Origin of the sequence: Candidatus Accumulibacter phosphatis (assembly GCF_000024165.1) — a bacterium.
Lineage (GTDB): Bacteria > Pseudomonadota > Gammaproteobacteria > Burkholderiales > Rhodocyclaceae > Accumulibacter > Accumulibacter phosphatis.
This window is the reverse complement of sequence record NC_013194.1, coordinates 1019841-1043209: the sequence shown is the minus strand read 5'-3', so window position 1 is coordinate 1043209 and position 23369 is coordinate 1019841. Positions and strand designations below refer to the sequence as shown.

The window sequence follows — 23369 nt, the reverse complement described above, 5'->3', positions numbered from 1 at the left end:
ATCCTTGTTCAACGACCTCGCGAAATTCGGCAAGTATCTCGGGCAGGCCGCCAGATTGATGGTCGGTCTGCCCGACTACGACACCTACGTCGCCCACATGCGGGCGACACATCCCGAGCTGCCGGTGATGAGCGAAACCGAGTTCTTCCGGAATCGCCAGGAAGCAAGGTACGGCTCCGGCCGTTCCGGCGGCTGTTGTTGATCCGGACGTAAAGCCCGCACGCTTGTGCAACGAAGACGAGGTGCCCGCCGTCGCCTCGTCTTCGCTCTTTTCCTGGGTATCGAACGCTCATGAACCAGACCCTCGCCGCACCACTCCCCGTCACCCTGCTCTCCGGCTTTCTCGGCGCCGGCAAGACGACGGTTCTCAACGAACTGCTCAATCACGCTGGCGGCCTGCACTTCGCCGTCGTCGAAAACGAGTTCGGCGCCGTCAATATCGACAGCCAGCTCATTTCGCGCAACCAGGGCGGCATCATCGAGCTGACCAACGGTTGCGTGTGCTGCACGGTCAACGCCGATCTGGTACGTGGCCTGCAGGATCTGGCCGCGCAACGCGCCTCGGGCAGACTGTCTTTCGACTGGATCCTCATCGAGACGACCGGGCTGGCCGACCCCGGCGCCGTCGCCCAGACCTTCTTTGCCGCGCCCGAGTTGCGCGACGACTTCATGCTCGACGGCATCGTCGTCGTCGTCGATGCACTGCACGCCGGCCAGCAGCTCGATCAACATCCCGTCGTCCAGCGTCAGGTCGGTTTCGCCGACCGACTGCTGCTCGCCAAGTGTGATCTCGTCGATCCGGCCGCGATTGTCGAGCTGTCGGAGCGCCTGCACGGCATCAACCCGCGTGCACCGCAGCAGTCACTGCAACAGGGTCGCGCCGAGCCCGGTTCATTGCTCGGTATCGGCGGCTTCAATCTCGATTCCTCGCTGCTCGCCGCCGATTCCGGCAGCCCTTCCCCTGCCCGCTTCGTGCCGGTGACCGCGCCGGCTGGCGTGCGCTGGTCGCGCCGAGCGGCCGTGCACGATGACGAAATCTCGTCGTTCCTGCTCGAAGCCGGGGAAGTCGATCTCGACAGGATCGGCACCTTCGTGCAGTCGCTGATCGACGAACTGGGCGACGAGCTGCTGCGCTACAAGGGCATCCTGGCGATCCCCGATGAAGATCGGAAGCTGATCTTTCAGGGAGTCCAGCGCGTCGCCGGCTTCGATTACGGTGAAGTGTGGGCGCCTGGCGAAACGCGCACCTCCCGGATTGTACTGATCGGCAAACGCCTGCCGGAAGCGCGCCTGCGCGAGGCGTTTCGCGGCGCGGCCGACGCCGCAGGTGGCGACTGCGGCGCAGACCGGCGAGTCTGAACCGCCGCCTGCCGACGCCGTGCGGGCAGCCGCCGATTGCTGATGACAGCAGCGCGTCGAAGGTGGTAAATTAGCATGTACTTATACACTGCTACCGGAAGCTGCCATGAAGCTCGTCACACCCGCTCTCGTTTCGCTCTCTCTCCTTGCTGCCGTTCAGCCCGCCTGGGCACAGGATGCAGCGTCCCTGCTCGCCGAAACCCGCAAGACGGCGCTGCCGGTGCTGCCCAAGGTCGTCCAGGCGATGCAGACGGCGGTCAAGGAACAGGGGCCGGTCGGCGCCATCCCCGTCTGCAAGGAGAAAGCGCCGCAACTGCTGCAGGAAATGCGCCAGCAGACGGGTTGGGACATTCGCCGCGTCAGCCTGAGAACGCGCAATCCGGCAACCGGCACGCCGGATGCCTGGGAAGCGCGACAGCTCGCCGATTTCGACATCAAGGCGGCCAACGGCGCGAAACCCGAGCAGATCGAAGTCGGCGAGATCATCACCGCCACTGACGGCAAGCGCAGCTACCGCTACATGAAAGCGCTGCCGGTCGCCGAGGTCTGCCTGACCTGCCACGGGCCGAGCGATCTCCTGGCGGACGATCTCAAGGCGGCACTGGCGAAGGACTACCCACTCGATCGCGCTACCGGCTATGCTGCCGGCGAGGTACGCGGGGCGCTGACCGTAACGCGCCCGCTCCTGGGGCCATGACTTTTCGGCGCCTTAACGCAGAGGCGAGCGCACCACAGACGATTCACACGACCCTGAACACCCATGACCGTTCAGTACGACATCACTCACACCACCTGCTACCGATATAGCTCGCCGGTAACGTTCGGCGAGCACCGGGTGATGTTCCGCCCGCGCGACAGCCACGACCAGCGGGTCCTGGCCACCGACCTGCAGGTCAGCCCCGAAGCCGTCGTGCGCATGATCCAGGATCCTCATTCCAACTCGGTGGCGCTGGTGACGCCGCTGGGCGCGGCCAGCGAACTGAAGATCGTCTGCTCGTTCACGATCGAACACGCGCACAGTCAATACCCGGAACTGCAGCTCTCGCCGAGCGCGCTGATCTTTCCTTTTGCCTATTCCGTGGAGGAACGTTTCGACCTGGAGCACTACATGCGCCCGCACCACGACGACCCCGATGGGGTGTTGACGCACTGGGCACGCCAGTTCATGCGCACCGACGGGCCGACGGGCACGCGCAATCTGCTGTTGAACATGAACCAGTTCATTCGCGACCATTTCGGCTACGCGCAGCGCGAACGGGAGGGCACGCAAACACCGCTGCAGACCCTGAGCCTCGGGACAGGGACCTGCCGCGATTTCGCGCTGCTGATGATGGAAGCGATTCGGCGTCTCGGCGTGGCGAGCCGCTTCGTTTCGGGCTACCTCTACGACCAGGCGCTGGATAGTGGCAGCGACGCCGGCACGGTCGGTGCCGGCGCGACGCATGCCTGGCTGCAGGCCTATCTGCCCGGCGCCGGCTGGGTGACCTTCGACCCGACCAACAACCTGCTGGGCGGCAACCAGCTGATCCGCGTCGGTGTAGCGCGCGACCCGAGCCAGGCGTCGCCGATTTCCGGCAACTGGTTCGGGGCGGCCAACGCGTTCCTGGGAATGACGGCGACGGTGCAGGTACGGCGCGTCATTCCCGACGGCTGACGGGTCGCCGCCAGCCGCCGAGCGAGGTTCGCCGCCGCTGGCGGGGGTAGCGCGCCAGATGCTAAGCTGGGACTTTGCCTCGCTGGAGATACAGATGGAGACACGACAACTGGGCCGCGACGGCCCGCACGTATCCGCCCTCGGCCTCGGCTGCATGGGAATGAGCGATTTCTATGCCGGCCGCGACGACGCCGAATCGCTCGCCACTCTGCAGCACGCGCTGGATCTCGGAATCAACTTCCTCGACACGTCCGACATCTACGGCCCGCATACCAACGAGGAACTCCTCGCGCGCGTGATCAGGGGCCGGCGCAGTGAAGTGTTCATCGCCACCAAGTTCGGCATCCTGCGCGATCCGCGGGACGCGTCGGTACGCGGCTTCGACAGCCGCCCCGAGTATGTCCGGCGGGCCATCGAGGGCAGTCTGCGGCGTCTCGGCGTGGACACGATCGACCTCTACTACCAGCATCGCGTCGATCCGAACGTGCCGATCGAGGACACGGTCGGCGCTCTCGCCGATCTTGTGCGGGCCGGCAAGGTGCGCTACATCGGGCTGTCCGAAGCCTCCGCCGCAACGCTCGAGCGCGCCCACCGGGTGCACCCGGTGACGGCGCTGCAAAGCGAGTATTCGCTATGGTCGCGTGACCCGGAGGCCGGCGTTCTCGCCGCCTGTCGTCGGCTTGGCGTCGGCTTCGTTCCCTACAGCCCGCTCGGCAGAGGCTTCCTCACCGGCGCGATCACACGACCCGAGGATTTCGCCGCCGACGACTATCGGCGGTCGAGCCCACGCTTCCAGGGGGAAAACTTCGCCAGGAACCTTGCCCTCGTCGCCAAGGTCAAGGCCTTTGCCGACGATATCGGCTGCACACCGGGCCAGCTCGCGCTCGCCTGGGTGCTCGCGCAGGGGGACGACATCGTGCCCATCCCTGGCACCAAGCGGCGCAAGTACCTCGACGAGAATGTCGGCGCCCTCGCGGTCCGGCTGTCGCCCGCGCAACTGGCGGCTCTCGACCTCGAGTTTCCGTTCAACGCGGCTGCCGGCGAGCGCTACCCGGCCAACATGATGGCGGCGCTGAGTCGCTGATGCCCGCGCTGATGGCAGGTACACGCCAATGACAGCTTCCCGGATCGGCAAGGACAGGACGGCTCTGATCACCGGCGCATCGTCGGGGATCGGCGAGGAATTGGCCCGCTGTTTTGCCGAGGGCGGTTTCAATCTCGTCCTGGTGGCCCGCCGCGCCGACAGGTTGCAGGCGCTGGCGGACATGCTGTCCGCGCAACATGGCGTTCAGACCTCGGTGGCGGCCGCTGATCTGGCGCAGTGCGGCAGCGCAGCGAAGCTCGCCGGCGAGATGAAGCGTGGCAAGCGCGCCATCGACGTGCTGGTGAACTGCGCCGGCGTGCTGGAACACGGTCAATTCATCAGCATGGCGGCCGATCGCCATCGGCAACTGATCGAGGTCAACGTTTCTGCGCTGACTGCCATGCTGGCGCACTTCCTGCCGCCGATGCTCGCCCGGGGCTACGGGCGAATCCTCAACGTCGCCTCGATCGCCGCCTTTCAGCCGGTGCCATCGCTGGCAACGTACGCGGCGACGAAAGCTTACGTCCTGTCACTGACCGAGTCCTTGGCGGAGGAACTCAGGGACACCGGCGTCACCGTTTCGGCCTTGTGCCCGGGAATCACGGCGACGCCGATGATGCACGCCGCGCAGCAGGCGTCGCAGGCGTTGAAGCTGCCCGGCATCGTCGTGGGCGATGCCCGCAGCGTCGCCATCGAAGGCTACAACGCCTGCCTGAACGGCGAGGTCATCAGCGTGCCCGGCGGGCTGAACCTGGCGAGCACGCTCCTCAGCCGCGCCGCACCGAAATGGCTGGTGCGCCGTCTCGGCGGTTTCTTTGGGCGCGCGATGACCAAAGCCTGAGCGCCGGATCGCGGCGACAGCCGGCCCGGACGCGGGCCGGAGCCCCATTTGGCGCCGGCCGGCCTGCTCAGCGGCAGAGACGCGCCGGAGCGAGCATGTCAGCCGTCAGACCGAAGGCCGCCAAGTGCGGCGGAATCGGCAGCCCACGCACCAGAGCGGCACAGCTTTCGCCCATCGCCGGCGCTGTCTGGATGCCGTAGCCGCCCTGCGCGGCTACCCAGAAGAATCCGCGGGCACGCGGGTCGACGCCGCCAACCAGATCACCGTCGGCGACGAACGAACGCAGACCTGCCCAGGTGTGCGTCGGGCGACGGATGCTCAGAGTGGTCATCTCCTCCAGGCGATGGATGCCGGTCGCGATGTCCAGTTCCTCGGCCTGCACGTCGTGCGGCTCCACCGGGTCGGCGTTCGCCGACGAGCCGAGCAGCATGCCGGCCTCCGGCTTGAAATACCAGTCTTCGGCGATGCCGATCGTCATGGGCCAGTGCCTCGTTCCGAGATTTTCCGGCGGCGGAAAGACGAACACCGATCGGCGCCTGGGTTGCAGGCCGAGTGCCACAACGCCCGCCAGGCGCGCGATCGTGTCGGCCCAGGCACCCGCCGCGTTGAGCACGCACGGCGCGGCGTAGTCCCGACCCCCGGCGCTCACCCGCCAGAATCCGTCGGCGTGCGTCAGCGCCGTCACCTCGGCATCGCCGAAGATACGGCCTCCCTGCCGGCGGAGACCGCGTAGGTACCCCTGGTGCAGCGCGTTCACATCGATGTCCGCGGCGGTCGGGTCGTAGACCGCCCCGATCACTTTCCCGGGGCGAAGAACGGGCACCATCCTGCACGCTTGCGCCGCGCTGAGGCGCCGGATTCTGTCGTTGGCGGCACCGAGAACCTGCCATTCCTTCTCCAACAGGTCGTCCTGTCCTTGGCCGGCGACGAAGAGGAGGCCACGCGATGTCAGCAGAGGGTGCTCGGCAAAGTCGAGGGGCGGCGCGTCGAAGAAGGCACGGCTGGCGACGGTGAGCAAGCGCACCTGCGCGCTTCCGTAGCTCTCGGCGAACACGGCGACCGAGCGTCCGGTCGAGTGATAGCCGGGCTGCGCTTCTCGTTCGAGGACGATGACGCGACCGTGCGGCGAGAGATGCCAGGCGACCGAGACGCCGGCGATGCCCGCACCGACGACGAGAAAGTCGGCCTGTTCGACCGGTTGGCGACTGCGCATGCTCATGGGTTATCCCTCCCTGGCGTTGAACGGGCCGTCCGGCACGCTTCTCGGCGCCGCGCACCCTGACCGGCACGTCGGCCTTCCCGCCGCGGCGAAAGCGTCGTGTTCCGGCTGTTTCGGCGACACTTTGGCTCACTTCAGGTTTCCGCGGCTTGCCCAACCTGGCAAGCACGCTGCCCGCGGGTTGGACGATCAAAATTCACGCCAAATCCACGAAGCGGCGGGTAGACTGGCACAATGGCAGATGTGTTCACGCCGGAGCCTCTGCTGAACACGCGAGTCGGGTCGATGCGCAAGCGCAAGGAACAGGAAGATGGGCAAGTGGAGTTCGCGGTTGGCAGGCGCGGTAAGCGGTTTCTGGCCTTGCCGCTGCGTTGGCAAGAGCCCCGCTGAGCCGTCGGTGGGCGCCACATCGCCGAATCATGCGGTCGACGCTTTCATGGCCAGCGACATCGGCTGCGTACGCAGCAGCAATCAGGATTCGATCGCCTTCGTTTCGCCGAGCGACGCCGACGTGCGCCGACGCCTCGGCGTCCTGGCGGTGGTGGCCGATGGCATGGGCGGCCACAACGGCGGCGAAGTGGCGAGCGCACTGGCCGTGGAGACGATTTGCCGCCACTACTTCGCGGCGCCGGACGATGACCCGGGGCAGGCGCTGGCGCTGGCGCTGCGCGAGGCCAATGGCGTGGTATTCCGTGCCTCCGAGGCGGATCTGGCGCTCGATGGCATGGGAACCACCGCCACCGCGCTGGCTCTCATCGGCACGCGCGTCGTCTTCGCGCATGTCGGCGACAGCCGTTTGTACCGATGCGTCGGCGGCCGGTGTACGCAACTGACCACCGACGACAGCTTCGTCGCGGAAATGGTGAAGAACCGCATGATCACCGCCGAGCAGGCGCTGCACCACCCGGCACGCAATGTCCTCCTGCGCTCGTTGGGAACGCAGGCCAAGCTGTGGCTCGTCGCGCAGTCCTGCGACGCGGCGACACCTGGCGACTGCTTCGTGCTGTGCTCCGATGGCCTCTGGGATATGGTCGAAACGCAGGAGATCGCCCGGATCGTCGCCTCCGCGGAGGCCGAAGAAGCCTGCCGCCAACTGATCGAACTGGCGCGCGAGCGCGGCGGCAGCGATAACATCTCGGTCGGCGTCCTTGCCATCCGGAGCGCTGAACCGCCGCAGGAGCCTCATTCGTTCGCTCAGTAGCGCAGCACGATGCTCAGCCAGAGCGGTAGCGTCGCCATCGCGGCCAGCGTATTGGCTGAAACCAGCCAGGCAACGCCTGCACCGTCGCCACCCATGCGTTGGGTCAGGATGTACGCGGAAGTCGCCGTCGGCAAGGCGGCGAAGAGCACGGCGGCGTCGAGATGGACGCGCCCCAGGCCGAGACTCAGGGCCACGAGCAAGGCCGCCGCCGGTACGGCGATGAGTTTAACGGCCAGCAGATAGCAGGACCCGAGAGGCGACCCGGTGGGACCGCGCAGCCTGAGCGCCGCACCAACCGCCAGCAGACCGAGGGCGACTGCCGCGTCGCCGAGCCGACCGAGGAAATGGCTCGCGAAGTCCGGCAACGTCAGGCCACTGGTGCTGAAGGCAAAGCCGGCAAGCGAGGCGAGAACGAGCGGATTGCGCGCCATTTCGCGACCGACGCCGAGGTTTCCCTGCCGCGCCAGCATCCAGACCGAAGCGAGGTTCACCAGCGGCACCATGGCGCCGATCAGGAGGCCCATCGTCGCGATGCCGGCAGCGCCATGCAATTTGCCGAGCACCGCCAGACCGATGTAGGAGTTGAAGCGGAACGCGCACTGAAAGCGCGAAGCGAAAGCGCTCCCATCCTGCCTGAACAGCGGACGCGCCAGCAGGGCGAGGGCGATGCCGCAGACGGTCGCCGCGGCACCGCTGGCGATCAGCGGTGCCGCCGTGGCGAAGTCGATGCGCGTGCGCGCCAGGGCGTTGAACAACAGGGCGGGAAAGAGCACGAAGTACACCAGCTTCTCGAGACCGGCCCAGAGCGTGTCGCCGAGATCCATGCCGCGACGCAGTCCCCAGCCGAGCAGGATCAGGCCAAAATCGGGAAGCAGCAGGAAAACGCCCTGCATCGTCGCGGCACCCGCGAACGACGTCAGATCACTTTCTGCGCGCGCAGGCGGGCAATTTCGTCGGCGCTGAAACCGGCCTCGCGGAGAACTTCGTCGCTGTGTTCGCCGGCGGCTGGCGGCGGCAGGCGCACCGCGAACGGCACTTCGCTGATCTTGAACGGCGGCGCGAACTGCTTGACGCCGGCGACCTCGACGATCATGCCACGCGCTTGCAGTTGCTCGTTCTCGAGACTCTCCTCGAGGCGCAACACCGGCGTGACGCAGCAATCCACGCGCTCGAACACCGCCGTCCAGTCGGCGAAACTGCGTTGCGCGAAGGCCGCTTCCAGCTCGCGCCGGATCCGCTGACCCTCGGCGCCGGTGGCGAAGGCGAACGGCTTGAGGTCGGGACGGCCGACCGCCTCGCAAAACCCCTGCCAGAATTTCGGCTCCATCGCACTGACCGCGAAGTGGCGACCGTCACTGGTCGCATAGACGCCGTAACTCGGCATGCCGCCGGAGAGGACGTCCTCGCCACGCGGCAGCGCGTGCCCCAGGCCCAGCACGGCCAGCAGCGGAAAGATGGTGTGCGCGAACACCGCGTCGGTCATCGACACATCGACGTAACGGCCACGGCCACTGCTGCGCGCATCGACGACACCGGCGAGAACGCCGACGAGCGCGGTCAGCGAACCGCCGAGGAGGTCGCCGATCTGAAAATTCGGCACCGCCGGAGCGCTGCCGGGCAGGCCGATCTGGTCGAGCAGGCCGCAGTAGCCGAGGTAGTTCAGATCGTGGCCGGCGCGGTCCCGGTACGGCCCGTCCTGCCCATAGCCGGTGATCGCGCCATACACGATGCGCGGATTGAGCTCGGCAACGGCCTGATAACCGATGCCTAGCTTGTCGACGACGCCGGGGCGAAAGCCCTCGAGGATCACGTCGGCGGTCGCGGCGAGGCGCAGGAACGCGTCGACGCCGGCGCCCTGCTTGAGGTCCAGACAGAGACTGCGCTTGTTGCGATTGACGAGCTGAAAGTAGCTGATGTCCCCGTGCACCGCCCCGGCGCTGCGCGCGTAGTCGCCGGCGCCGGTGTCTTCGACCTTGATGACGTCGGCGCCGAGGTCGGCGAGGTGCATGCTGGCGAGTGGCCCCGGCAAGAGGCGGGTGAGATCGAGGACGCGGAGTCCGGCGAGAGGAGGTGAGCGCATGGCGATTGGCTTTCTGTGGGTGTCTACTGCCGCCGCAACTGGGCGATCAGCGCGATGATGAAGTCGGGCACACCCTGGAGTACGGGCGTCACCGGTGTCTGCTGTCCCTGCGTCAGTTCATCGACGCGGTCCGAAACGTAGGCGTCGAGCTGCTTGTAGGTGACGCGGCCACGTTTCTTGACGTCGGCCTCGCCGCGCAGCCCTTCGAGCAGCGCCTTGGTGAACGCGCCGTTACCCCACTTGGCATCCTCGATCGATTCCTGCGCGCCGGCCGACGACGCGAAGACGACGATATTGTTCTCGCTGCTGGCCAGTTCGTTGATGGCTTCCGTGTTGTCGAGGCGCTGCCGCGCGGACCCGACGACGTTGCCGGCATGGCAGGTGTCGACGAACATCAGCGTTCGCCCCGGCAGGCTGGTCAGCGTGCCGCGGATCAGCGAGAAGGGGACGCCGGTGGCTTGCAGACGTGCCACGTCAGCGTCACGCGGCAGGTAGAGATAGTCGCCGCGACCGTCGTTGATCCCGTGCCCGGCGAGGAAGACCATCGCCGTATCGCGCGGCCCGACGCTGTCCTTGAGCCAGGCCAGCGCCGCCTCGACCGATTGCTTCGAGGCGGCGCTGTCCACCAGCATGCGAACGACGACCTTGCGGTACAGGGCTCCTTCCTGTTGCCGGATCAGCTTGCCGAAATCCTCGGCGTCCTTCGCCGCCAAGCCAAGACGGTACTCGGGCTTGTCGTAGGCCGAGACGCCAACGGCAAGGACGTAGAGGTCGCTGCCGGGAGCCGCCTTCTTCTCACCCTGATAGCGCACGCGCACGACGACCGGAACGGAGGCGCCGGCGGCGTTCTCGGCAATCAACTGGACCTCGGCATCGTCGCTCGGCAGCTCGATGGTCAGGTTGCGCGTCTCCTCGCGCACCGGTCGCTGCCCGCGCGTCTCGGCGGCCTGTGGCACCTCCTGGCCATTGACGCGGACGCGCACCCGGGTCACCGGTGCGGTGGCGGGCGTGCGCACACGATAGGCGAGAGTGAGCCGCGGCTCGCTGACGCCGACTTCGTATCCGGGCTTGATGATGTCGATCACCGGTGGTAGGCGATCGACGGCAGGCGGGCTGATCTCCTGGCCCTGCCCTTCGTCGAGTTCGGCGAGCCGGCCCTTGCTGCTGCTCGCCGCCGGTGTCGGCGTGGGCACGGGCGGCGTGCTGTCGTCGCCGGAACGGGAAGGCGGGGCTCCTTCAGGCGTTCGCCGCGTCTCGCGCTCGCGCTTCGCCGCCGCGATACCGCGGCGCTGGTCGTTGGCGGCAAGAACCTGGCGAACCATTCCCGGCAGGAGAAAGTTGGCACGAAAACGCGACAGCGGAAAGAAATCGGCAGTCCGCCCCGGGTCGCTGCCGACGATCCAGCCGGCATGGTCCTCGGCGCCGATCGCCGCCTCGTAGAAGCCGGCGCGCGAAATCGCCAGCCACTTGCGGTCGCCCGGCTGCAGGTAATAGCTCATCACCGGCTCGCCATCGCCCCAGCGCAGCAGGTGGATGAATCCGTCGAGCGTCGCAGCGACGACCAGACCGCGCGACTCGATCAGGTTCACGGCGACGACATCGGCCTGCAGATAACGCACCCACAGCTCGCGGCCCTGGCCGCTGACCTTGCGCAGAAAACGGTGCGACGAACCGAAGACCAGGGCATCCTCGCTCGAATGTACGGCGACCGACAGCGAGCGCTCGCGCCGGTTCTTCTTCGGCAACGGCTGGCCATTGACCGTGCCGTCGCTCGTCCCCTGCCAGGCCAGCACGCTCATCCCCGGGCGACTGGTCAGCGGTGCCTGCCACTGCTGGCGAGTGCTGTCGACGCTGACGAAGCCCGGCTCGTCGAGGTTGAAGGCGATCAGCCGGCTGCCCTGCTCGTTGGCCGCCGGCAGCACGACCTGACGCCCGTCGGCAGACACGCGCAGCGCCTCGGGATGACCGTCGAGTTCGGCCACCGCGCGCGCGTTGCGCCACAGCAACTGCATGTCCGGGCCGACGGCGGCAATCGCCCCGTCCTCCGAGATGTAGGCGACACCGCCGTTGCGCAGGGTCACGATATCGGCCACCCGGCGGTCGGGAATTCGCAGGTCATCGTAGCTCTGGCGCTGGTAACCGGCACCACTCCAGCGGCGGATGAGCCCGCTCGCGCTTTCGCGACTGGTCGCGGCGCCGAAGATATGGCGGCCATCGGGCGATTCGCGAATGACCAACGAGCGAATCCCGTTCGGCATGGCGCTGCGGCTCAGGCGGTAGGGCAGCGGCGCCAGCGACTCGCCATCGTAGAGGCCGTGACCGAAGACAAAGAAGGCCCGTTCGTCGGCCGTCCAGTAGGCGCGAAAGGCGCCACGGTCGGCCAGGACGCGCTCGCCAACCCGATCGAAACCGGCGCCGGCCGGCTTGTAGAGGGCGACCCGACTGGCGGCGGGGAAGTTGTGCGTGGTCGCGAAGAACGTGTTGTCGGCGCGAAAGCCAAGCGCCGCGACATGCCCTTCGAGCGAGCGATCCTCGTACACGCTACGCCCAGTGTCGATCTCGATCACGCGCAGGCCGTGTTCAGTGCCACCCGTGTCGTCGGCGAAACCGACCGCCAGCAGGCGGCCGTCGCGCGACCAGGCGAGCGCCGTCACCGGCGACTCGAAGCCGGAGAAGGCGCGCACGATGCGGCCGTCCTGCAGCGAGACGATGGCGACCGAGCGCCCCTTGCCGAGGCTGTAGAGGCTGCCGCCAACCGCGGCCAGGCTGCCGTCCGGCGACAGGGCCAGCGCGTAGAGCAGGCCGTCGTTGCGGCCGCCCACCGGCAAGATCAGCCGCCGCGCTTGACGACCGCTGTCCGCGTCCCAGATGCGCAAGGTCTTGTCGAGTCCGACGGTGATCAGGTGACGCTCGTCCGGGGTTGCCGCGATACGGTGGGCGTTGCCGGCATGCACGCCGGGGTCGATGGCGAAGACCGGGCGCGCCGAAGGCTGTCCTGTCGGCTGCGCGGTGGGCTGCGCAGAAGCGACGCTGGAGAGCATCAACAGCAGCCCGAGGGCCAGTATTCGCATCATTGCTGCCTCCTGCGGACGCAAGGGATACACCAGCCGGGCGAGGCGGATGCTCCGGCCCTTCGACACTTTCGCGGAGCACCCGGAGGGTCTGCGGCGACCCGCCGCGCCGGATCTACCGCGGCACGCGCACTGCGGGCGGCGCGCCAGGCCGCCGACAGTATTATTGCAGCTCTTCGAGCCGCAGGCGGATGATCCTGCACTTGACCGCCGACAGCGCCTCGATGCCGGCGATCGCCGTGTCGATATTCCTTTCGCGCGTCTTGTGGGTCAGCATGATGATGTCGGTCTGCTCTTCGCCCTCGCCCGGCTCGCGCTGGATCATGGCGACGATCGAGATGCCATCGTCGGCGAGGATGCGCGTGACGTCGGCGAGGACGCCCGGCCGGTCGTCGACGCGCAGGCGGAGGTAGTAGCTGGTCACGACGTCCGCCATCGGCAGGATCGCCAGGTCGACCATCGCCCCGGGCTGGAAGGCAAGATGCGGGACGCGATGCTCGGGGTCGGCGGTGTGCATGCGCGTGACGTCGACCAAATCGGCAATCACCGCCGACGCCGTCGGCTCGGCGCCGGCGCCCTTGCCATAGTAGAGCGTCGCGCCGACGGCGTCGCCCTTGACCAGCACGGCGTTCATCGCTCCCTCGACGTTGGCGATCAGCCGCCTGGCCGGGATCAGCGTCGGATGGACGCGCAGCTCGACACCCTCGGCCGTGCGCTTGGTGATCCCGAGCAGCTTGATGCGGTAACCGAGCTGTTCGGCGTAGCGGATGTCGGCCGCATCGAGGCTGCTGATGCCTTCGATGTAGGCCTGGTCGAAGCTCATCGAGTTGCCGAAGGCAATCGCCGACATGATCGAGAGCTTGTGCGCCGCATCGACTCCTTCGATGTCGAACGTGGGGTCCGCTTCCGCATAGCCGAGACGCTGCGCTTCCGCCAGCACCGCGGCGAAGGACATGCCCTTGTCGCGCATCTCGGAGAGGATGAAGTTGGTCGTGCCGTTGATGATCCCGGCGATCCACTCGATGCGGTTGGCCGTCAGGCCTTCGCGCAGTGCCTTGATGATCGGGATGCCGCCGGCGACAGCGGCCTCGAAGGCGACCATGACCCCCCTTGCCTGGGCAGCGGCAAAGATTTCGTTGCCGTGCTTGGCAAGCAGGGCCTTGTTGGCGGTGACCACGTGCTTGCCGTTGTCGATCGCCTGCAGAACCAGCGCCTTGGCGACATCACAACCGCCGATCAGTTCGACGACGATGTCGACCTCGGGGTCACTGACGACGGCAAACGGGTCGTCGATCACGCGGCATGTTCCCCCGGTACGCTGCCGCGCCCGTTCCAGATTGCGGTCGGCGACGATACCGACCTGAATCGGACGACCGGCGCGACGGGTGATTTCTTCAGCGTTACGCTTGAGTACCGAGTAGGTGCCGCCACCGACGGTGCCGATGCCGAGAAGTCCAACGTTGATAGGTTTCATGGGACAGTGGGCAGTAAGGGTTGAGGGTTGGGCCTCGGCCATCGAGGCTCTGCAAAGTGCCGATCGGCGACGTCAGGCGACCGCGCCGGCCAGCCTGAGCCGCTTGCCGCCGCGCTGGCGATAGCCGGCAAGGAAACGCGCGATGCGCGCGATGGCGTCGCGCAGATCGTCTTCATAGGGCAAAAAAACGAGGCGGAAGTGGTCGGGAGCAGGCCAGTTGAAACCGCTGCCCTGGACGAGCAGAACGCGCTCTTCCTGCAGCAGTTCGGCAATGAAGTCCTGGTCGTTCTCGATCGGATAGATCTCTGGGTCGAGACGCGGAAACATGTACAAGGCCGCCTTGGGCTTGACACAGGTGACCCCGGGTATGGCCGTGATCAAGGCGTGCGCCAGATCGCGCTGCCGGCACATGCGGCCGCCCGGCGCGACCAGGTCGTCGATGCTCTGATAGCCGCCGAGCGCGGTCTGGATCGCGTGCTGCGCCGGCACGTTGGCGCACAGGCGCATCGAGGCGAGCATGTCGAGTCCCTCGATGTAGTCGCGCGCTTCGCGCAGGTCGCCGGAAACCACCATCCAGCCGGCGCGATAGCCGCATGAGCGGTAGTTCTTCGACAAGCCGTTGAAGGTCACCGTCAGCACGTCCTGCGACAGCGAGGCGATCGCCGTGTGCGTCGCCCCGTCGTAGAGCACCTTGTCGTAAACCTCGTCGGCGTAGATGATCAGGCCGTATTCGCGCGCGATGGCGACCATCTCGCGCAGGACGCTTTCCGGATACAGCGCGCCGGTCGGATTGTTGGGGTTGATCACCACCAGCGCACGCGTCCGCGGCGTGATGCGGGCGCGCAGGTCGTCGAGGTCGGGTAGCCAGTCGTTCGCTTCATCGCAGAGGTAATGCCGCGGCGTCCCGCTCGACAGGCTCACCGCGGCCGTCCACAACGGGTAATCGGGCGCCGGCACGAGTACTTCGTCACCGGCATTGAGCAGCGCATTCATCGCCATCACGATCAGCTCCGAGACCCCGTTGCCGATATAGATGTCCTCCAGCGTCACGCCCTTGATGTGCTTCTGCTGCGTGTAATGCATGACGGCCTTGCGCGCCGAGAAGATCCCCTTCGAGTCCGAATAACCCGCCGCATTCGGCAGGTTGCGGATCATGTCGAGCTGGATTTCTTCGGGCGCCTCGAAGCCGAAAGCGGCGAGGTTGCCGATGTTGAGCTTGATGATGTGGTGGCCCTCGTCCTCCATCTGCTTCGCCTTCTGCAGCACGGCGCCGCGGATGTCATAGCAGACGTTGTCGAGCTTGTTTGACTTGAATATCGGTTTCATCGCATCGGCCTAGAGCAGCCCATCCTTCCTGAACATGTCCTTGATTCCACGTACCGCCTGCCGCGTGCGTTCCTCGTTCTCGATCAGGGCAAAGCGAACGTGGTCGTCGCCATACTCGCCGAAGCCGACACCGGGCGACACCGCCACCCTGGCATCGCTGAGCACCTTCTTGGCAAATTCGAGCGAACCCATTTTCAGATAGGCATCGGGAATCTTCGCCCAGATGTACATCGACGCCTTCGGCACATCGACCATCCAGCCGGCTTCGTGCAAGCCCTTGGCGAGAACGTTGCGCCGGCCCTGGTACAGTTGGCGTACCTCTTCGACGCACTGTTGCGGACCGTCGAGCGCGATCACCGACGCCACCTGGATCGGCGTGAAGGTACCGTAGTCATGGTAGCTCTTGATGCGTACCAGCGCGTGGCACAGTTCCTGGTTGCCGACCATGTAGCCAACCCGCCAGCCGGCCATGTTGTAGCTCTTCGACATCGTGAAGAACTCGACGGCGACGTCGCGCGCGCCGGCGACCTGCATGATCGACGGCGCCTGGTAACCATCGAAGCAGATATCCGCGTAGGCGAGGTCATGCACGACCAGGATGTCGTGCTGGCGGGCCAGCGCGACGATGTGCTCGAAGAACTCGAGGTCCACGCAGCGCGCCGTCGGATTGCTCGGGAAGCCGAGAATCATCATCTTCGGCTTCGGAATCGACTCGCGGATCGCGCGCTCGACCTCCTCGAAGAAGTCGACATCGGGGGTCATGCGCACCGAGCGGATGTCGGCGCCGGCGATGATCGCTCCATAGATGTGAATTGGGTACGAGGGATTCGGCACCAGCACGGTATCGCCGCGATCGAGCGTCGCCAGCATCAGGTGCGCCAGACCCTCCTTCGAGCCGATGGTCACCACCGCTTCGCTGTCCGGATCGAAAGTCACATCGTAGCGCCGCTGATACCAGTCGCAGATCGCCTTGCGCAGCCGGGGTATTCCCTTGGAGATCGAATAGCCATGCGTGTTCTCGCGCAGCGCCGCCTCGACCAGCTTGTCGGTGATGTGCTGCGGCGTCGGGCCGTCCGGATTGCCCATGCTCATGTCGATGATGTCTTCACCGCGCCGACGTGCGGCCATCTTCAGCTCGCTGGTGATGCTGAAGACGTAGGGGGGCAGGCGTTTGATGCGGGAAAACTCTCTCATGGCGCAAACTCGGTTAATGGTCGGTGCGTTGACCGATGCCGCGATCTGCTCCCGGCGCAGGGCGGCGACCACACCCTGCCAGCCCCGGAACGCGATCGACAAAAAAGCTATAATCCTACTTTAACGTCCTGTGCACCGCAATTTTCATGAAACTGCAGCTCGACAGAAACGCCGGCCTGAACACTTTCACCGCTTACGGTACCGGCTACGTGAGCGTGAACGGAATTCGCCACACCTGCAATCTCGCCGTGCTGCCGGATCGGCTGATCCCGGACTGGACGAACGCCACCTTCGAAACGCTGAGCGTCGGCGACATCGAACTGCTCGCTTCGCTCGATGCCGAAATCGTTCTGCTCGGCACCGGCGACCGGCTGCGCTTCCCCAGCCCCGAACTGCTGCGGCCGCTGGTGCGGCTGCAAAAGGGGCTCGAGGTCATGGATTTGCCGGCCGCCTGCCGCACCTACAACGTCTTGATGGGTGAAGGCCGCAAGGTCGCCGTCGGCCTGCTCCTTGTCTGACGCCCGTCGTCGGCCCTCCTCCGCCATGCTTCAGTCACCGGTGCCCGTCCGATGAAGCGCATCGCCCTCAAGATCGACGTCGACACCTGCCGCGGAACGCTGGTCGGCGTCCCGGCGCTCATTGACCTGCTGCAGCGGCACGCCGCTTCGGCCACCTTCTTCTTCGCTCTCGGTCCGGACTGCAGCGGTCGCGAAGCGCACAAGTCCTCGCCCAGCCGTCACTACGATCTCACCACACGCCTGTCGGGGCTGCTCCTGCCGGCTCCCGATATCGGCGCGCGTGCTGCCGACAGCATGCGCCAGACGCTGGCTGCCGGTTTCGAGGTCGCCGTTCACGCCTGGAATCGCGTGCTTTGGGAGCGCCGCGTGCTGTCGGCCGACAACGCCTGGGTCGAGGCCGAAATGGCCCAGGCCTGGCGCCGTTTCGAGGCGATTTTCGGCGCCCCGCCACTGGCCCACGGCGCCGCCGGTTGGCGAATGAATCGCCATGCGCTGCGTCTGACGCAACGCCTGGGCCTGTGCTATGCCAGCGATTGCCGCGGCAAGTATCCCTTCTTCCCCGTCATCGACGGTGAAATCGTGCGTTGCCCACAGATCCCAACGACCTTGCCGACGATCGACGAGTTGCTGCTCCTCGGCGCCGCCTCCGCGGATCAGGCGGTCGAGCAAGTCATCGAGGCATCGACGACGATAAGCGGCGACCATGTCTTCACTTTGCGCGCCGAGCTGGAGGGGATAACGTTTTGCGACGCCTTCGAACGTCTGCTCGCCACGTGGCAGGAAAAAGGCCATCGACTCGTTGCCTTGCGTGACCTGCTGGCGGCTCGCAACGTCGCCCAGTTGCCACGCCACACCGTCGCGTTTGCCGAGATCGCCGGACGAACAGGCCCACGCATGCTGCAGGGGCGCGCCTTCCTCGAGGAGTGAACAAAAAAAGGCGGCCGCAGCCGCCTTTTCCTCGCGAACATCCGTGACCGATCAGTCGCGATCGCCGCTGAAAATCATCAGCAGATTGAGCAGGCTGACGAAGACGTTGTAGATGTCGAGATAGACCGCCAGCGTCGCCGAAATGTAGTTGTCCTCGCCACCGGTGACGATCCGGCTGATGTCATAGAGGATGTAGGCGGAGAAGATCATCACAGCGAGCGCCGAGATCGTCACCGACAGCGCCGGGATCTGGAAGAAGATGTTGGCCACCGCCGCCAGCAGAACCACGATCATGCCGACGAACAGGAACTTGCCCAGGAAGCTGAAATCCTTCTTGGTCACTGTCGCCACGCCGGCGAGCGTGAAGAAGATCACCCCGGTGCCACCGGCCGCCATGGCGATCAGCGAACCGCCGTTGTTGAAGCCGAGCGCCACCTGCAGGATGCGCGACAGCATCAGGCCCATGAAGAAGGTGAAGCCGAGCAGCAGGACAACACCCATGCCGCTGTCCTTGGTCCGCTCGATTCCCCACATGAAGCCGAAGGCGATGCCGAGGAAGAGCAGGAAAGACAGGAACGGGCTGCCGGCCAGGAACGAGAACTTCAACTGAACGCCGACGAGCGCGCCAATGACGGTCGGCACCATGGTCAACGCAAGCAGCATGAACGTGTTGCGCAGAACCCGGTTCTGCTGCAGCGCCATCTCCTGGGTTGCCTGGTTGGTCATCTGATACTGGGGTTGCATTGCGTGTTCCTCCTGTAATTGATATGCGACTACGCCCCTAAGACTAGCCAAGTGGGGGAAAAGTTGCAACGTCGACGAGCCCCGGGGGGACATGGCGGTGCGGCCATGGCACAGCGCTGCGACGCGCGTGCTATCATTCGTCGCCTTGCCGAGCCCAGTTCGCAGCATTCCGGAAGTCGGACTTGCCGCCAGCGAAACGCGATGTTTCAGCAACTCGGCGAGGGAAGTTCAGGGCGAATGGGTGGCGCGTCTCCGCCACCGCCGCCGGGCTGAACGGACGCATGTGGGGATGCGTCGAAACGGCAGAAGACAGTCTCGAGTGTTTTTGCAGGAAGCGTGGCAGAGTGGTCGATTGCACCGGTCTTGAAAACCGGCGACGGGCAACCGTCCGTGAGTTCGAATCTCACCGCTTCCGCCAGGACGACTTTTCACCGCGTCCCACGGGGTGCCATCCCCCAGAACCCTCACGCATAGAGGCTGCCCACCAGATTCCCGGCCTCGCGCTGGTTCATGACGTGGCTGTCAGTCGAGGCCGATTCACGCGCACGTTCTGACGGAGTCAAGCCGCGCCTCACGGGATCAAACTCGGCAGACGCAACATGAGCGTCATCGGATGCGCAGGTGAGGCTTGAAACCCGTAGTGCTCGTAGAACTGTCTGGCGCGATCATGGAGTGCGCGCACCAGCAACGCTCTGACGCCTGCGTGTTCGGCTACAGCGCTCGCACGATTGACGGCGTCCTGCAGCAAGGACGGCCCCAGATGGAACCCTTGAGCGCGACGATCGACGGCGAGCCGCGCCAGCACCAGGATCGGAACAGGATCCGGCATGTTGCGCCTGATCTTGCTGGTCGCCAGTTGGTGCGACACAGCACCGGCGGCCATGGCGTAGTAACCGACGACGCGACCTTCCTGGTCGACCACCACGAAGGTGCGGCTGGCGCCGCTGGACTGATTGGCAAGGGCCCGGCGCTTGAGCCAGTCGTCGAGCGTCACCTCACCGCACGCGAAGTCGTCGACGCTGTGTGCTCCCGCCAGCGGCTGCGGCGCGCCGAATTGCCGGCTCATCGCTTACCGGTCTTGGCGCTCCAGGGAGCCTTGACGGCCATGAGTCGTTCGAGGCCCGGATTTCTTGCCGGAGGCGCATCGAGCAGTTGCGTGAACTGGCGGAACTTGTCCTCATCCAAGGCAAAGAACACCTGGTCGAGCACCACAGCTTGTGCTCTGTCGCAAGCTGCCTCCAGCATGAAGTCGGAGCGGTTCTTGCCGAGCAACTGCGCGGCGTGGTCAATCAGATCCCGCTGTTCGGGCAGGGCCCGCAGGTTGATGGCGGCATCGCGCATGGATTCCCCTTCCTGTCTTGATGTATACACAACAGCCACACGAATCGTAGCCAGACGTGTAGCTGTTGTCAATGCGAACAAGAGAAGTCACCGACCGCTTTCGTCGAGTGCGATTCACGGAAGAGAGCTCTGACACCAGGCGACGCCTGCCGTCCTGTGATGGCGTGCTATCCTCCCTGCAGCGCTTTCCATCTTGACCTTCGCCGCCGCTCCACCAGCGATGAGCGAAGACGCGCAACGGTTCTTCCGCAGCGGCAGGAACAACGATGACCCGTGGCCTGTGCCCGACAAGCGCGGATCACGAAGCACCCAGCCCTTCACGCGGGCTTTGTACACGCAGGTGCTTGCAGACAGCCGTTCGCGCTTACAATCCGGTCGGGCCGATCCTGCCGCATTTCAAGCGCACGAGCACTGTCGGTCCCGGATATGCCAGCAGGTGGACAGGACGCCGTTGGCGTAGCGAACTGCTCGACGACGACCCGCGCTGTGGGCCCAATGCGTGGCAAACGCGAGCACGCCGCGAAAGCGCAACGAGACAACCATTCGGAGCATTTCCTCATGATCACCGGCAACATCAAGAGCCAGATCGACCAGATCTGGAACGCCTTCTGGTCCGGCGGCATCTCCAACCCGCTGGAGGTGATCGAGCAGATCACCTACCTGCTCTTCCTGCGCCGGCTGGACGACCTGCACACGCTGGAAGAGAACCGCTCCGCCCGGCTCGGAACGCCGATGGCGCGCCGGATCTTCCCCGAGGGCAACGACGGCATCGGCAAGAACGGCGGCCACTCCTTCGAAAACCTGCGCTGGTCGCACTTCAAGCACTTCGCCGCGAGCGAGATGTACGCCGTGGTCAGCGAGCACGTCTTCCCCTTCCTGCGCACGCTCGGCGGCGACGGCTCGACCTACGCGCAGCACATGCAGGATGCACGCTTCACCATTCCGTCGGCGGCGCTGCTGGCCAAGGTGGTGGACCTGCTCGACGCCGTGCCGATGGAGGACCGCGACACCAAGGGCGACGTCTACGAGTACATGCTCGGCAAGATCGCCAGCGCCGGACAGAACGGTCAGTTCCGCACGCCGCGCCACATCATCCGGCTGATGGTCGAACTGACCGCGCCGCAGCCGAGCGACGTGATCTGCGACCCGGCCTGCGGCACGGCCGGCTTCCTGGTCACGGCGGGCGAGGTGCTGCGCCAGCGCCACCCGAACCTCCTGCACGACGCCGGGCGGCGCGAGCACTTTCACCACCGCATGTTCCACGGCTTCGATTTCGACAACACCATGCTGCGCATCGGCAGCATGAACATGCTGCTGCACGGCGTCGAGAACCCCGACATCCGTTACCGCGACTCGCTGGCGCAGGACCACGCCGGCGAGGAGGAAAAGTACACGCTGCTGCTCGCCAATCCGCCCTTCGCCGGCAGCCTGGACTACGAGAACACCGCCAGGGACCTGCTGCAGATCGTCAAGACGAAGAAGACCGAGCTGCTCTTCCTGGCGCTCTTCCTGCGCCTGCTCAAGCCCGGCGGCCGCGCCGCGGTGATCGTTCCCGACGGCGTGCTGTTCGGTTCGAGCACCGCGCACAAGCAACTGCGCCGGATGCTGGTCGAGGACCAGAAGCTCGACGCCGTCGTCAAGCTGCCCGGCGGCGTCTTCAAGCCCTACGCCGGCGTGTCCACCGCCATCCTGCTGTTCACCAAAACCAACTCCGGCGGCACCGATCAGGTCTGGTTCTACGATGTCCAGGCCGACGGCTGGAGCCTCGACGACAAGCGTACGCCGCTGCTGCCTGAAGACAAGCTCGGCCCCGTGCCGCGTAGCACGCTCGACGGGGACGAGCACGGCAAGAACAACCTACCCGACGTGCTGGCGCGCTGGGCCGAGCGCAATGGCGCCGAGCGCGAACGTCCGCGCACGGCGCAGAGCTTCTGCGTGTCGCGAGCAGACATCGCCGCACAGGGCTACGACCTCTCGCTCAACCGCTACAAGGAGGTGGTACACGACGCGGTCGAACACCGCGCACCGAAAGAGATCCTCGCCGATCTGGCGAAGCTGGAGGAGGAGATTCAGCGGGGGATGAAGGACTTGGAGGGGATGCTGGGATGACCGCGTTGGCAGCAGTAGAACTGAGCGACGTCGCGGCATTCATTCGCGGAATCACGTTCAAACCGGAGGATGTAGTACCCGTCGACACGCCAGGCGCTGCAGCCTGCATGCGAACGAAGAACGTGCAGACGGAACTCGACCTATGCGATGTGTGGGGCATTCCCCAGTCGTTCGTAAGGCGCGAGGATCAGTACCTGATTCCCGGAGACGTGCTCGTATCGAGTGCGAACAGTTGGAACTTGGTCGGGAAATGCTGCTTGGTGCCCAGCCTCCCCTGGCGGTCCACGTTCGGCGGGTTCATCTCTGTTCTTCGCGCGAATCCCGCGAAGGTCGATCCCCGGTACCTATTCCGTTGGTTCGCGTCGGACCGCACTCAAGCCACGGTACGGAGCTTCGGCCAGCAGACCACCAACATTTCGAATCTCAACGTTGGCCGCTGCTTGAAGCTCAAGCTCCACCTTCCAGCCCTCCCCGAGCAGCGACGGATTGCGGAGATCCTGGACAAGGCGGACGCGCTGCGGGCCAAGCGCCGCGCCGCCCTCGCCCAACTCGACGCCCTCACCCAATCCATCTTCCTCGACATGTTCGGCGACCCGGCGACGAATCCGAAGGGCTGGCCCTGTGCGCAACTGTGCACGCTCGGGACGAAATTTTCGGATGGGCCGTTCGGCTCAAACTTGAAGAGTGATCACTACAGGGCGAGCGGAGTTCGAGTCGTGCGTCTGCAAAACATCGGCGTAGGCGAGTTCCTTGGCGCCGATGCTGCCTACATTTCCGAGGACCACTTCAGGAATCTGAAAAAGCATGAGTGTCTTCCCGGTGATGTCCTCGTGGGCACGTTGGGCGACCCGAACCTCCGCGCATGCATCCAACCGAGGTGGCTTTCAGTCGCATTGAACAAAGCCGATTGCGTTCAGATTCGCCCCGACGAACGGACCGCAACTTCGGAGTTCGTCTGCTTCCTGCTAAACCAACCGGGTACGCAGCGCATGGCACAAGACCTGATGCACGGGCAGACTCGTATCCGTATCAGCATGGGACGCCTCAGAAGTTTGGCCATTCCCGTCCCTCCGATTGGATTGCAGCGCGATTTCACACAGCAAGTTGCCGCGATGGAGACACTGAAGACTGCCCATCGCGCCGCGCTCGCTCAACTCGACGCCCTCTTCGCCTCCCTCCAGCACCGCGCCTTCCTGGGAGATCTATAGCCGTGCGCAGTGAGTTCAT

At 65.6% G+C, this 23369-nt stretch carries 21 protein-coding genes and 1 tRNA gene; 12 read left to right on the top strand and 10 right to left on the bottom strand.

Translation table 11 applies throughout. The annotated features are described in order from the left end of the window. Positions 1–4 precede the first annotated feature (4 nt). The 6 genes from CAP2UW1_RS04540 to CAP2UW1_RS04515 all read left to right on the top strand — a co-directional run bounded on the left by CAP2UW1_RS04540 (position 5) and on the right by CAP2UW1_RS04515 (position 4938). Complete coding sequence (locus CAP2UW1_RS04540) at positions 5–202, top strand: YbdD/YjiX family protein (protein WP_015765481.1); 198 nt, start codon at positions 5–7, stop codon at positions 200–202. Between the two features lie 89 nt (positions 203–291). Beyond that, positions 292–1359, top strand: a complete 1068-nt coding sequence (locus tag CAP2UW1_RS04535; protein ID WP_015765480.1) for a CobW family GTP-binding protein — start codon at positions 292–294, stop codon at positions 1357–1359. A 106-nt stretch (positions 1360–1465) separates the two neighbouring features. Next, positions 1466–2056 (top strand): Tll0287-like domain-containing protein, encoded by a 591-nt coding sequence (locus tag CAP2UW1_RS04530; RefSeq protein ID WP_015765479.1) that lies wholly within the window; start codon positions 1466–1468, stop codon positions 2054–2056. A gap of 63 nt (positions 2057–2119) precedes the next feature. Beyond that, positions 2120–3013 carry a transglutaminase family protein gene (locus CAP2UW1_RS04525; protein ID WP_015765478.1) on the top strand — a complete coding sequence of 298 codons (894 nt, stop codon included), beginning with the start codon at positions 2120–2122 and terminating at the stop codon, positions 3011–3013. Between the two features lie 94 nt (positions 3014–3107). Continuing rightward, positions 3108–4097: an aldo/keto reductase gene (locus CAP2UW1_RS04520; protein WP_041567700.1), complete on the top strand. Its 990-nt coding sequence runs from the start codon at positions 3108–3110 to the stop codon at positions 4095–4097. A gap of 28 nt (positions 4098–4125) precedes the next feature. Next, entirely contained in the window at positions 4126–4938 is an 813-nt protein-coding gene (locus CAP2UW1_RS04515; protein ID WP_015765476.1) for an SDR family NAD(P)-dependent oxidoreductase, read from the top strand. Between the two features lie 67 nt (positions 4939–5005). On the opposite strand, the gene CAP2UW1_RS04510 is transcribed toward CAP2UW1_RS04515, so the two are convergent. Then, positions 5006–6157 carry an NAD(P)/FAD-dependent oxidoreductase gene (locus CAP2UW1_RS04510; protein WP_015765475.1) on the bottom strand — a complete coding sequence of 384 codons (1152 nt, stop codon included), beginning with the start codon at positions 6155–6157 and terminating at the stop codon, positions 5006–5008. Positions 6158–6554: 397 nt separating this feature from the next. On the opposite strand from CAP2UW1_RS04510, the gene CAP2UW1_RS04505 reads away from it, so the two are divergent. Then, complete coding sequence (locus CAP2UW1_RS04505; RefSeq protein ID WP_049778516.1) at positions 6555–7358, top strand: Stp1/IreP family PP2C-type Ser/Thr phosphatase; 804 nt, start codon at positions 6555–6557, stop codon at positions 7356–7358. On the opposite strand, the gene CAP2UW1_RS04500 is transcribed toward CAP2UW1_RS04505, so the two are convergent. The 6 genes from CAP2UW1_RS04500 to alaC form a co-directional block, all read right to left on the bottom strand. After that, complete coding sequence (locus CAP2UW1_RS04500; protein ID WP_015765473.1) at positions 7352–8251, bottom strand: AEC family transporter; 900 nt, start codon at positions 8249–8251, stop codon at positions 7352–7354. The two genes, CAP2UW1_RS04505 and CAP2UW1_RS04500, sit on opposite strands and share 7 nt — an antisense overlap. A gap of 23 nt (positions 8252–8274) precedes the next feature. Beyond that, entirely contained in the window at positions 8275–9438 is a 1164-nt protein-coding gene (locus CAP2UW1_RS04495) for a CaiB/BaiF CoA transferase family protein (RefSeq protein ID WP_015765472.1), read from the bottom strand. Between the two features lie 23 nt (positions 9439–9461). Beyond that, positions 9462–12512: a caspase family protein gene (locus CAP2UW1_RS23525; RefSeq protein ID WP_015765471.1), complete on the bottom strand. Its 3051-nt coding sequence runs from the start codon at positions 12510–12512 to the stop codon at positions 9462–9464. Positions 12513–12672: 160 nt separating this feature from the next. Then, positions 12673–13983 (bottom strand): homoserine dehydrogenase, encoded by a 1311-nt coding sequence (locus tag CAP2UW1_RS04485; protein WP_041567699.1) that lies wholly within the window; start codon positions 13981–13983, stop codon positions 12673–12675. A gap of 72 nt (positions 13984–14055) precedes the next feature. After that, positions 14056–15309, bottom strand: coding sequence for a pyridoxal phosphate-dependent aminotransferase (locus CAP2UW1_RS04480; protein WP_015765469.1), 1254 nt, complete (start codon positions 15307–15309; stop codon positions 14056–14058). A gap of 9 nt (positions 15310–15318) precedes the next feature. Beyond that, entirely contained in the window at positions 15319–16503 is a 1185-nt protein-coding gene (gene alaC, locus CAP2UW1_RS04475; RefSeq protein WP_015765468.1) for an alanine transaminase, read from the bottom strand. A 146-nt stretch (positions 16504–16649) separates the two neighbouring features. Between alaC and CAP2UW1_RS04470 the strand changes: the two genes are divergently transcribed. Both CAP2UW1_RS04470 and CAP2UW1_RS04465 read left to right on the top strand, forming a co-directional pair. Continuing rightward, positions 16650–17021, top strand: coding sequence for an Mth938-like domain-containing protein (locus CAP2UW1_RS04470; RefSeq protein WP_015765467.1), 372 nt, complete (start codon positions 16650–16652; stop codon positions 17019–17021). Positions 17022–17072: 51 nt separating this feature from the next. After that, a complete protein-coding gene (locus CAP2UW1_RS04465; protein WP_015765466.1) occupies positions 17073–17948 on the top strand; it encodes a polysaccharide deacetylase family protein in 876 nt (291 codons plus the stop codon). Positions 17949–17999: 51 nt separating this feature from the next. Here the strand turns inward: CAP2UW1_RS04465 and CAP2UW1_RS04460 are convergent, their stop codons facing one another. Further along, positions 18000–18692 (bottom strand): Bax inhibitor-1/YccA family protein, encoded by a 693-nt coding sequence (locus CAP2UW1_RS04460; RefSeq protein WP_015765465.1) that lies wholly within the window; start codon positions 18690–18692, stop codon positions 18000–18002. A gap of 330 nt (positions 18693–19022) precedes the next feature. On the opposite strand from CAP2UW1_RS04460, the gene CAP2UW1_RS04455 reads away from it, so the two are divergent. Next, positions 19023–19110, top strand: a tRNA-Ser gene (locus CAP2UW1_RS04455). A gap of 153 nt (positions 19111–19263) precedes the next feature. Here CAP2UW1_RS04455 and CAP2UW1_RS04450 read toward each other — a convergent pair. Beyond that, a complete protein-coding gene (locus CAP2UW1_RS04450; RefSeq protein WP_015765464.1) occupies positions 19264–19758 on the bottom strand; it encodes a GNAT family N-acetyltransferase in 495 nt (164 codons plus the stop codon). Beyond that, positions 19755–20033 (bottom strand): type II toxin-antitoxin system TacA family antitoxin, encoded by a 279-nt coding sequence (locus tag CAP2UW1_RS04445; protein ID WP_015765463.1) that lies wholly within the window; start codon positions 20031–20033, stop codon positions 19755–19757. The genes CAP2UW1_RS04450 and CAP2UW1_RS04445 overlap by 4 nt, the downstream gene beginning before the upstream one ends. 558 nt (positions 20034–20591) lie before the next feature. On the opposite strand from CAP2UW1_RS04445, the gene CAP2UW1_RS04440 reads away from it, so the two are divergent. Together CAP2UW1_RS04440 and CAP2UW1_RS04435 are read left to right on the top strand one after the other, a co-directional pair. Next, complete coding sequence (locus CAP2UW1_RS04440; RefSeq protein WP_015765462.1) at positions 20592–22142, top strand: class I SAM-dependent DNA methyltransferase; 1551 nt, start codon at positions 20592–20594, stop codon at positions 22140–22142. After that, positions 22139–23350 carry a restriction endonuclease subunit S gene (locus tag CAP2UW1_RS04435; protein WP_015765461.1) on the top strand — a complete coding sequence of 404 codons (1212 nt, stop codon included), beginning with the start codon at positions 22139–22141 and terminating at the stop codon, positions 23348–23350. The genes CAP2UW1_RS04440 and CAP2UW1_RS04435 overlap by 4 nt, the downstream gene beginning before the upstream one ends. The last annotated feature ends 19 nt before the right edge of the window (positions 23351–23369 follow it).